Below are 9559 nucleotides of genomic sequence, written 5' to 3'. Positions count from 1 at the left end.
TTGCGAATGACTGGGGGAACCCTGGAATTTTCGGCTTAGTTGCCGGCAGCTTGCCGCCAACTCACTCCTCTAGATAAGTATTTTGACTCAGGCATCTTCCTCTTTTGAGACGTTGTGACACTTAGGGTGCGGAATGTGGGATCTAGTCTGGTCAAATTATTTGTACCGTTCGGCGGTCTTCAGCAGCGATGAAGGGGGAATAAATAATCAGTTTGTAATAACCGGATTTAGGATCAGAATATTTTCAGGCTTGGCGGTGCCAACTTTGGCATCGGGACTGCCCCCTGCCTTTGTTATCTTAATGGTGAGGTACAAAGTTTTTGTTTGGGGGAATCGGTCGTTGGTGGTCGATATCAAATTAGGTTACACTGCTTGATGGGAATTGCCTTCAATGGGGGGGGGATGACAGCATTGTACTATCATCCCTTGTTTGGAGGTTAAATCGCTTCGAGATCTTTTTCGCCGGTACGGATGCGGACGATCTGTTCCACGGGGGAGATGAAGATTTTACCGTCTCCGATTTCACCGGTACGGGCCGCCGAAATCAGCTTATCGACGACCATATCGACCTGCTTATCTTCGACGACGATCTCGATCTTGAGTTTTTGGAGAAATTCGACGGTGTACTCGGAACCGCGATAACGTTCCGATTGACCTTTCTGACGACCGAAACCTCTAACTTCGGAGACGGTCATCCCGACAATGCCCGCGTTAACTAGGGCGAGTTTCACCTCTTCAAGTTTAAAGGGTCGGATAATCGCTTCTACTTTCTTCAAAATATCTATCTCCTCGTTGCGTGACGATACTTTACTTTCTTGGTAAATTAACTGTTAATTCTAAACGCAGAATCCCGACAATAGCGCTTAAAGTCATGATTTCTTCAATTATTTTCCTTGGCCACAGTCTTCCACCGTGAAAAACTTCCAGGTGGGAAATAGCCCACCCGAAGCCATAAATAAACCAACTAGAGAGATAATCCCAACTGAAGACCGAAAACACCGTGAACTAGCAGTAAAATCAGGGCAATGCTGCCGATATAGGCGTGAATAGTCCGGAAAAGTTCTTTTTTCCCGCCAGCAAAGCCAGTGAGGGATAATAATCCATTGAAAGCTAATAAACCGATTGCGACCGATCCTGTCCAGAAATGGCTGCTTTCGAGGATTGGATGTTTCTGCATGACTAGGGATAAAATACCGCCGGTGTAACCGAGAGCGATAAATAAAAACAGCCAGGGGGCGAGTTTGCGGTGATCAGCCCGATTGTTGGCCACTACTTCCCCATCTTTGCTTAAACGGCTTTGCCAACCGGCATAGGCAGTATAACTACCCATAACTAAAACCACAATCCCCATCATGACTGGATGTCCCCAATGAACGATCGGTTCGGGAGTTCCGAGACTGCGAAAGGCAGCGGCGATCGGCTCTAGCGCATCACTTAAACTTTGATTCATGTTTGTTACCTAACTTTACAAAACCCTTTTGCCTAAGATTTTAGCCGATCTCCGGACTGGAAAAACTGCGGTTAGCCGAAAAAATGTCAAGCCTTCGCTAAATTTCTTAACATTTCAGCTAGAGATGAGCGGAGAAATATAGAATAGAGTCAGGGGAGACTAGGGATCTCCACGGGGATTAGCCCCTAGGAGGGAGTTATGACTTATCTGCTCAAAGATCGGCGATCAGCAGGGAGACTATTAGCTAGTTACTTGACAGAATATACCAATAGTGCTGGGGTGCTAGTTTTGGCTTTGCCCCGGGGTGGGGTTCCGATCGCCTTTGAAATTGCCCAAAGGTTACATTTACCCCTAGATCTGTGTTTAGTGCGAAAATTAGGTGTGCCAGAGCGAAAAGAGTTAGCTTTTGGGGCGATCGGTCAGAATGGGGTGCGGGTAATCAATGAAAGTATTGTTGAGGACTTGCACCTATCGGAAGCGATGATGGAACGGGTAGCAAAGGAAGAAATGATCGAATTAGAGCGACGCGATCGCTTGTATCGAGGTGAGCGACCCTTTCCCAGCCTAACGGGAAAAACGATTATTCTAGTAGATGATGGTATCGCTACGGGAGCAACGATTAAAGCGGCGATTCTGACCCTGAAAGCTAGAAACCCCGCTGCTATTATTATTGCTGTTCCTGTTGCCCCGCCGGAGGTCTGTGATCAATTAGAAAAATTAGTCGATCGAGTAATTTGCCTACATAAACCCTACGAATTGAGATCGATTTCTCTTTGGTACGAGGACTTTTCCCAAACCAGCGATGAGGAGGTGCAAACACTTTTAGCCACCGTCGATAGTTCTTTGATTCAAGTTTAGGGAATTAGGAAGTGGGGGAGTGGGGAAGTGGGGTAGTGGGGTAGTGGGGAAGTGGGGAAGTGGGGTAGTGGGGGGGAGAATAAATAACAGCAATCTCCTGAATTCAGAAGTCAGAATTGAGACTTACGAATTCTAACTTCTGACTTCTACGGCATCGGTATCAACGGCATTGGTTGGGGAAGAAACCTCGGTTTGATTCTTTACTGTCCCCGGACGGCGATTGCGATAATCAAGAACTAATCGCGATAATTCCGTGGTTAAAAGGGTGAGGACAATACCATCATCGATCCAACCAATAATCGGGAAAACGTCAGGAGAAATATCGAGGGGGCTAAACAGATAAACCATAGTTCCCAGAATGATAATCCAACGATATTGGGGGTGAGTGATTTTGCTGCTGTACCAGTTGTAAAAAGATTCAACAATCGGTTTCATTAATTTTTCCTCGCTGACTGGGATAATTTAATTTTGTCAGGTTGTCCCTGGGGCTGATAGTGAGGTTTTACCCCCATTATCTAGGGTGATATCCGCTAATTAATCAAAAAAAAATGCCCAGAAGAAAATTCACCTTTAGGGATGAGCCTGAATTATTAAGCTAAGACGTATTTAGGGCTTGCTGAAAAAGTTTTTCGGTGGTGGCAGGGTGTGGGGTGTGGGGTGTGGGGTGTGGGGTGTGGGGTTTTATCGATTTTCAGGTGGTCAACTACCTAATTTTCAGGGAAAAAGTCCCGGAATTTTCCCCCCAATCACTCCAATGGTCGGCACTTTTTGAGGTCAAAAAAGTCTAAAAACCTTATCCAACAAGGTTTTTAGATTTATTCAGCAAACCCTATTTAAACCGCTTATTCTTAATGATCAGCCGAATTTCCTCCAATCCCTTTACTGTTGCCTCTTGCCAGAGTGTCTCTCGCCTCGTCTCAACAAGCAATTTAAATTATGAACAGCTTATTACTGGATGCTTAAGAGGGGAGATAGTGGCATCTTTATCCCCTATAATAGGCGATAACAAACTAATCAATTATCTGCCAGTGTAAGGATGGAAACCCTCTTTCATCTAGTTACTTTTGCCTTTGTCTTCGCTTTTGGTGCCTCGGTGGGCAGTTTTTTAAACGTGGTCATCTATAGATTACCTAAGGGGATATCTCTAGTTTATCCCCCTTCCCGCTGTCCGAAATGTCACCATAGGTTAGGTAAAAGCGAGAATATACCTGTTTTAGGCTGGTTATGGCTAGGGGGTCGCTGTCGCTGGTGTAAAACCCCGATTTCTGTCCGTTATCCAGCGATCGAAACTTTTACCGGTTTATTATTTTGTCTGGTTTTAGGAGATTTTAGCTTTTCTTGGCAGACCCTCGGCTATTGGATTCTCCTCAGTTGGTTATTAGCTTTAGCTTTGATTGATTTTGACACGATGACGCTTCCTAACTCCCTCACCCAATCGGGATTAGTTTTAGGGATAGTTTTCCAAACTCTTTTAGGTTGGCAAAATAATCAAAGTGCTATCTATCTCTTTTCAGCGATCGCTAGTGCGGTTTTAGGAGTCTGGTTATTTGATCTGATCCGGTGGGGGGGAAGTTTTGCCCTCAGACAACAGGCCATGGGGGGAGGGGACGCGAAATTAGCGGCCATGATCGGTGCTTGGTTAGGATGGCAAGCATTATTAGTCACCGCTTTTTTGGCCTGCGCTATCGGGGCGGCCATCGGTATGACGGGCATTTTTCTCGGTAAAATGGGGAAAAAACAAGCTATACCCTTCGGGCCATTTCTTGCCCTCGGCGCTCTGATGAGTGTCTTTTGGAGTGATAAGATCATCTCAGCCTATCAAACCATTTTTTTCCCTTTCTTGTAAAAAAGTTATCCTGTAATTAAATCTTGATACAATAGTCTTCCGTGTCTTGGATCACCATTAGAACAACCCCCAGTCTAGGGTAAGCCGATTGGCTACAGGAAATGCTCAAAGCTCACGACATCCCCAGTCGCGTTATCGCTATTGGCCTTGGTGTTTATTGCGGCTAGGGTCATCAGGCCGCCCTACAAGTCCGTCCCCAAGATCGCTGGACAGCACTTTTGTTATTAAGTCCCCTAGAAGAAAGTCGATAAATTATCTTTATTTTAAACTATGTCTCTATTTGATTGGTTTGCAAATCGCCAAAAAACAGAACCCAAGGTTCAACAACAACAGGAACGAGAAATAGCCGATGGTTTATGGACAAAATGCCCCAATTGCGGCGTTTTGTCCTATACGAAGGATTTATTAGCTAATCAACTGGTTTGTCTCGATTGCGGTCATCATAATCGGGTGGAAAGTGAAGAAAGAATTCGCCAGTTAGTGGATGCTAATACTTGGAATTGCCTCGATGAACAGATTCGACCGACGGATCCGCTCAAATTTCGCGATCGGAAAAGTTATAGCGATCGCCTGCGGGAAACCCAAGAAAAAACCGGTCTGACGGATGCTGTCCGAACGGGAACGGGGACGATCGATGGTTTACCCTTAGCTTTAGGGGTGATGGACTTCCGTTTTATGGGGGGTAGCATGGGATCGGTGGTGGGAGAAAAACTCTGTCGTTTGACGGAAGGCGCTACCGATGAAAGTTTACCCCTGGTGATTATCTGCGCTTCTGGCGGGGCGAGAATGCAGGAGGGAATGTTAAGTTTAATGCAGATGGCCAAGATTTCTGGCGCTCTTAACCGGCATCGGGAGGCAAAATTACTCTATATTCCCGTCTTGACTAATCCCACCACGGGAGGAGTCACGGCCAGTTTTGCCATGTTGGGAGATATTATTATCGCTGAACCGAAGGCTACTATCGGTTTTGCCGGTAAACGGGTAATTGAACAGACTTTGCGCGAGAAATTGCCGGAAGGTTTCCAAACATCGGAATACTTGTTAAAACACGGGTTTGTCGATGCGATCGTTCCCCGTACCCATCTCAAGAAAACCCTCGCTCAATTAATTAGTTTACATCAGCCCTTTTTCCCCTTGTTATCCCCCCTCAACAGTCATCATCACCACAGTCAACCGGAGTTAATCCCCCTGAAAACAGCCCAGGGACAAACAACAGTTTAACTGTTCTAAGACGGCACTGGAGTTGGGAGTGCCGAAGCTGCCAGTCCGAGCATTTGTACTAAAATTTTCCTGCTCGGCAGTTTCAATGTAGTCCATCCCACACTTAACCGGGTTGACAGTGATCGCAAAGTCCGAAAAATTCGAGAGTATGGTAATAAACCTTGAATTGGTGGGATTTTTCGAGTTTTTCTGCCAATTCGTGAACGGGACACTCATTAAAGACGATAGACCGACCGCAATGAATACAGGTAAGATGGTGTTGATCCTGCTGAACGGAACTGTAGAGGGATTCTCCTGTGGCTAGGGTTCTCACCTGGACTGCACCCTGTAGTTTTAGGGATTCTAGGGCGCGGTAAACAGTGGCTAACCCCATATTTTGGTCACGCTGACGGAGTTCCACAAACAATTCTTGAGCGGATACTGCCCGATTTAAGGTTTTGAGTAAGTGGATAATGCGCTCTTGCGATCGGGTGCGTTGGGATTTCATATCAAAAAGGTCAGCGATCAAAGTTAATTCTATGCCAAAAAATTATCAGTGCTGTATTTATGTTACTCTGCGCCCCTCGGTACTCGATCCGGCGGGTACGGCGGTAGAGTCGGGATTAAAGCAATTAGGTTATGATACTGTGGCCGGGGTGCGAATTGGTAAGTATATTGAGCTTACCGTAACAGCAGCGGACGAAACCAGCGCCCGCGAACAATTGGCTCAAATGTGCGATCAACTATTGGCTAATCCTGTGATTGAAAATTATCGCTTTGATTTGCATTGTCAGGAGATAGGGGATAGGGGATAGGGGATAAGGAAATGGGGAAATTCACCCAATACCCCAACACCCATCTGATGAGAGCTTTCTGCACAATGAATTAACCAAGTTAAAAATTATGAAGTTTGGGATTATTGTTTTCCCTGGATCGAATTGCGATCGAGATGTGGCAACGGTGACGGAGGGGATTTTTCAGCAACCTACCCGCTATGTTTGGCATCAAGAGACGGATTTAGCGGATTTGGATGTGATCGTGGTGCCGGGGGGATTTAGTTACGGCGATTATTTGCGCTGTGGTGCGATCGCTCGGTTTTCGCCGGCGATGAAAACTGTCCGAGAAGAAGCCGAAAAAGGTAAATTAGTTTTAGGCATCTGTAACGGTTTTCAGGTACTAACGGAAATTGGGCTGCTACCTGGTGCGTTAATTCGTAATCGCGATTTACATTTTATCTGCGATCGAGTGCCGGTAAAAGTGGAAAATAATCGATCTGTCTGGACGCGAGGTTATCAACCGCAACAGGTGCTTAATTTGCCGATTGCTCACGGGGAAGGGCGTTATTATGCCGCAGAAGATACGTTAAAATCTCTGGAGGATAACGGACAAATTCTCTTTCGTTACTGTACTGCCACAGGAGAGGTAAATGAGTCGGGAAATCCTAACGGTTCGTTAAATAATATTGCAGGAATTAGCAATAAAGCAGGAAATGTGCTAGGAATGATGCCTCATCCCGAACGCGCCGCCGATCTGATGCTCAATTTGACCGATGGGAGTCTGTTATTTCAGGAGTTGATCAATTGTTGTTGACTAGACCTCTTGTAAAAATCAAAAATTGTTGTTAGGGTCAGGAGTCAGTAGCCGGTCGTCAGGAGTCAGGAGAATTAAAAATGAATAATAATCAATTAAATGGTCTATTTACCGACTTTAGGCAATTTAATCCTTATTTTTGCCCTTTTTCAACCCTCAAGTAGTTGGGTTTTTGGGGTTTTGGGGTTTTAGTTGAAATTTCCCTGATAACTGATAACTTACCCACTGATAACTTACCCACTGATAACTGATAACTGATAACTTACCCACTGATAACTGATAACTGATAATCCTGTGGCTGTTTTAAAAGATAATCGGGCTACCGTCCAAAAAGTTCTCTGGATCACCCTACTGCTGAACATTTTGGTTATGGCGATCAAAGCGGGGGTGGGTTTGAGGATTGGTGCTTTAAGTCTGCAAGCGGATGCTCTCCATAGTGTCACCGATAGTGCCAATAATGTCTTGGGATTAGTAGCGATGCGGTTTTCCTCTCCCTATCCAGATCGAGATCATCCCTACGGACATCTGAAATACGAAGCGATCGGAGCTTTAGCGATCGCCGCATTTTTGGGGATTGCCTGTTTTGAAATCTTGCAAGGGGCGGTCATGAGTATTATCAAAGGAGGCAAACCCGTCGAGATTGCAGGTCCTGAGTTATGGCTATTAATTATCGTTTTAGGGGTGAATATTTTTGTCACCTATTATGAAAGATCGGTGGGGCAGCGTGTCGGTAGTGCGATTTTGATTGCCGATGCTCGTCATACCATGAGTGATGTGTGGGTGACAATTACGGTTTTATTGGGTTTAGTCGGGGTTTGGGTGGGCAATACGGCTAATATTCCCCAATTACAATGGTTAGATGTGATTTTGTCCTTTCCCGTCGCTTTTTTGGTGTTTAGCAGTGGTTGGAAAGTCCTGATGGAGAATTTACCTTTGTTAGTGGATGAAATGGCGATCGCTCCTGAGGTGATTCATCAAATTGTCCTGGAGGTGCCGGGGGTGCTTAATTGTCATGCGATTGCGTCTCGGGGAGTGGTGGGAAGACAGGTATTTATAGAAATGCACCTAGTTGTCTCCGCTCAAGATGTGGAAACTGCTCACGCAATCACGGAAGCGGTGGAAGCAAGATTAAGCCAACAATTTAGCCCTGTGAGAATTTTAATTCACGTTGAACCGCCGGATTATCACTCTGATCGGATCACTTTTGATGAAGAAGTGTGAAGCAAAAAAGCCTAAAATAAGTAGCGAACTTTTGCTAGAGGTGGCCATGACGACGGAGAATCAAGCTAGAAGCATAGTAATTACTGGTGGAGCAGGATTTATCGGCTCGAATTTTGTTCATCATTGGTGCGAGAATTATCCTGAGGATCGTGTAATTGTTCTTGATGCTCTTACCTACGCGGGCAATTTGAATAATTTAGCGACACTGAAAGATAGAAAGAATTTCCGTTTTCTGCAAGGGGATATCTGCGATCGAGCTTTAGTTGATGAATTATTTGCCGGTGAAAATATCGATACAGTTGCCCATTTTGCTGCCGAATCCCATGTGGATCGATCGATTCTTGGACCTAGGGCTTTTGTGCAAACTAATGTGGTGGGAACTTTTACTCTATTAGAAAGTTTTCGGCAACATTGGTTAAGTAATCATCAACCCGATAACTATCGTTTTCTGCACGTTTCCACCGATGAGGTTTATGGCAGTTTAGGAGTAGATGATCCGGCTTTTACCGAAACTACTCCCTATGCTCCTAATAGTCCCTATTCTGCCTCAAAAGCGGGGAGTGATCATCTAGCGAGAGCTTATTTTCACACCTACGGAATGCCGACAATTATTACTAATTGCTCTAATAATTATGGTTCCTATCATTTTCCCGAAAAGTTAATTCCTTTGATGTGTATTAATATTCTTTTGGGTAAACCTTTACCCGTTTATGGTGATGGTCAAAATGTTCGAGATTGGTTATATGTTCGGGATCATTGTCAAGCTTTAGATACAGTTATTCACAAAGGCAAAGCGGGAGAAACCTATAATATTGGCGGAAATAATGAGGTAAAAAATATCGATTTAGTCAGGATGTTATGTGAGTTAATGGATGAATTAGCTCCCGATTTACCCGTGAAACCTGCTCAGAATTTAATTACCTTTGTTAAGGATCGCCCCGGACATGATCGCCGGTATGCTATTGATGCCAGTAAAATTCGCACTGAATTAGGTTGGCAACCTCAAGAAACGGTAGAGGGGGGATTAAGAAAAACCATTCAATGGTATCTCGATCATCGGGATTGGTGGCAACCTTTGTTATCCAAAGAATATCAAGAGTATTATGGGAAAGTTTACGGTTAGAGAGGGGTAAAAACTAGACCTCTTGTAAAAATCACAAATTGTTGTTAGGGTTAGGAGTCAGTAGCCAGTAGTCAGGAGTCAGGAGAATTAAGAATGAGCATTAATCAGTTAAATGGTCTATTTAGGGCTTGCTGAATAATGGTAAAACCCTTTTAAAATAAGGCTTTTGACCTGTTAAAGTCCGATGTTAGTGCAAGAAAATAGGATTGGGACTTTCAAAAACCTTGCATTATCCTTCTTGTAGTACATCGCTTGGTACACAAAACAAGGG

At 44.6% G+C, this 9559-nt stretch carries 13 protein-coding genes and 1 pseudogene; 9 read left to right on the top strand and 5 right to left on the bottom strand.

What is annotated here, in order from left to right; translation table 11 throughout:
- Positions 1 to 437: 437 nt before the first annotated feature.
- Together PX482_RS00110 and PX482_RS00105 are read right to left on the bottom strand one after the other, a co-directional pair.
- Positions 438 to 776, bottom strand: a complete 339-nt coding sequence (locus PX482_RS00110; RefSeq protein ID WP_002762484.1) for a P-II family nitrogen regulator — start codon at positions 774 to 776, stop codon at positions 438 to 440.
- Positions 777 to 964: 188 nt separating this feature from the next.
- Positions 965 to 1450, bottom strand: a complete 486-nt coding sequence (locus tag PX482_RS00105) for a DUF4079 domain-containing protein (RefSeq protein WP_002762483.1) — start codon at positions 1448 to 1450, stop codon at positions 965 to 967.
- Between the two features lie 198 nt (positions 1451 to 1648).
- On the opposite strand from PX482_RS00105, the gene PX482_RS00100 reads away from it, so the two are divergent.
- Complete coding sequence (locus PX482_RS00100; protein WP_288121925.1) at positions 1649 to 2308, top strand: phosphoribosyltransferase; 660 nt, start codon at positions 1649 to 1651, stop codon at positions 2306 to 2308.
- On the opposite strand, the gene PX482_RS00095 is transcribed toward PX482_RS00100, so the two are convergent.
- Positions 2273 to 2401: a hypothetical protein gene (locus PX482_RS00095; RefSeq protein WP_288121923.1), complete on the bottom strand. Its 129-nt coding sequence runs from the start codon at positions 2399 to 2401 to the stop codon at positions 2273 to 2275. The two genes, PX482_RS00100 and PX482_RS00095, sit on opposite strands and share 36 nt — an antisense overlap.
- A 39-nt stretch (positions 2402 to 2440) precedes the next feature.
- Positions 2441 to 2743: a YkvA family protein gene (locus tag PX482_RS00090; RefSeq protein WP_002762481.1), complete on the bottom strand. Its 303-nt coding sequence runs from the start codon at positions 2741 to 2743 to the stop codon at positions 2441 to 2443.
- A gap of 178 nt (positions 2744 to 2921) precedes the next feature.
- Between PX482_RS00090 and PX482_RS00085 the strand changes: the two genes are divergently transcribed.
- The 4 genes and pseudogenes from PX482_RS00085 (at position 2922) to accD (ending at position 5375) form a co-directional block, all read left to right on the top strand.
- A complete protein-coding gene (locus PX482_RS00085) occupies positions 2922 to 3080 on the top strand; it encodes a hypothetical protein (protein WP_288121921.1) in 159 nt (52 codons plus the stop codon).
- A 264-nt stretch (positions 3081 to 3344) separates the two neighbouring features.
- Entirely contained in the window at positions 3345 to 4154 is an 810-nt protein-coding gene (locus PX482_RS00080) for a prepilin peptidase (protein ID WP_288027463.1), read from the top strand.
- A gap of 41 nt (positions 4155 to 4195) precedes the next feature.
- Positions 4196 to 4405, top strand: a pseudogene (locus tag PX482_RS27950) (hypothetical protein).
- Positions 4406 to 4424: 19 nt separating this feature from the next.
- Positions 4425 to 5375, top strand: coding sequence for an acetyl-CoA carboxylase, carboxyltransferase subunit beta (accD, locus tag PX482_RS00075; protein ID WP_288121919.1), 951 nt, complete (start codon positions 4425 to 4427; stop codon positions 5373 to 5375).
- A gap of 103 nt (positions 5376 to 5478) precedes the next feature.
- On the opposite strand, the gene PX482_RS00070 is transcribed toward accD, so the two are convergent.
- Positions 5479 to 5862 carry a Fur family transcriptional regulator gene (locus tag PX482_RS00070; RefSeq protein WP_288027469.1) on the bottom strand — a complete coding sequence of 128 codons (384 nt, stop codon included), beginning with the start codon at positions 5860 to 5862 and terminating at the stop codon, positions 5479 to 5481.
- Between the two features lie 31 nt (positions 5863 to 5893).
- Between PX482_RS00070 and purS the strand changes: the two genes are divergently transcribed.
- The 4 genes from purS to rfbB all read left to right on the top strand — a co-directional run bounded on the left by purS (position 5894) and on the right by rfbB (position 9288).
- A complete protein-coding gene (gene purS, locus PX482_RS00065) occupies positions 5894 to 6169 on the top strand; it encodes a phosphoribosylformylglycinamidine synthase subunit PurS (protein ID WP_288027465.1) in 276 nt (91 codons plus the stop codon).
- 88 nt (positions 6170 to 6257) lie between these two features.
- Positions 6258 to 6944 carry a phosphoribosylformylglycinamidine synthase subunit PurQ gene (gene purQ / locus PX482_RS00060; RefSeq protein ID WP_288027467.1) on the top strand — a complete coding sequence of 229 codons (687 nt, stop codon included), beginning with the start codon at positions 6258 to 6260 and terminating at the stop codon, positions 6942 to 6944.
- A 294-nt stretch (positions 6945 to 7238) separates the two neighbouring features.
- Positions 7239 to 8165 carry a CDF family zinc efflux transporter Cdf31 gene (gene cdf31 / locus PX482_RS00055; RefSeq protein ID WP_002762471.1) on the top strand — a complete coding sequence of 309 codons (927 nt, stop codon included), beginning with the start codon at positions 7239 to 7241 and terminating at the stop codon, positions 8163 to 8165.
- A gap of 46 nt (positions 8166 to 8211) precedes the next feature.
- On the top strand, positions 8212 to 9288 hold the full coding sequence (gene rfbB, locus PX482_RS00050) for a dTDP-glucose 4,6-dehydratase (protein WP_288121926.1): 1077 nt from the start codon (positions 8212 to 8214) through the stop codon (positions 9286 to 9288).
- The last annotated feature ends 271 nt before the right edge of the window (positions 9289 to 9559 follow it).

Origin of the sequence: Microcystis sp. M53602_WE12 (assembly GCF_030065455.1) — a bacterium.
GTDB classification, from domain to species: domain Bacteria; phylum Cyanobacteriota; class Cyanobacteriia; order Cyanobacteriales; family Microcystaceae; genus Microcystis; species Microcystis aeruginosa.
The sequence above is the reverse complement of the archived record's forward strand: the minus strand, read 5'-3'. Positions and strand labels throughout refer to the sequence as shown.

Coding starts and splice junctions, on each gene's coding strand:
- purQ (WP_288027467.1), top strand. CDS start 6,258: ATGAAGTTTGGGATTATTGTTTTCCCTGGATCGAATTGCGATCGAGAT.
- PX482_RS00080 (WP_288027463.1), top strand. CDS start 3,345: ATGGAAACCCTCTTTCATCTAGTTACTTTTGCCTTTGTCTTCGCTTTT.
- purS (WP_288027465.1), top strand. CDS start 5,894: ATGCCAAAAAATTATCAGTGCTGTATTTATGTTACTCTGCGCCCCTCG.
- PX482_RS00100 (WP_288121925.1), top strand. CDS start 1,649: ATGACTTATCTGCTCAAAGATCGGCGATCAGCAGGGAGACTATTAGCT.
- PX482_RS00070 (WP_288027469.1), bottom strand. CDS start 5,862: ATGAAATCCCAACGCACCCGATCGCAAGAGCGCATTATCCACTTACTC.
- rfbB (WP_288121926.1), top strand. CDS start 8,212: ATGACGACGGAGAATCAAGCTAGAAGCATAGTAATTACTGGTGGAGCA.
- accD (WP_288121919.1), top strand. CDS start 4,425: ATGTCTCTATTTGATTGGTTTGCAAATCGCCAAAAAACAGAACCCAAG.
- PX482_RS00090 (WP_002762481.1), bottom strand. CDS start 2,743: ATGAAACCGATTGTTGAATCTTTTTACAACTGGTACAGCAGCAAAATC.
- PX482_RS00105 (WP_002762483.1), bottom strand. CDS start 1,450: ATGAATCAAAGTTTAAGTGATGCGCTAGAGCCGATCGCCGCTGCCTTT.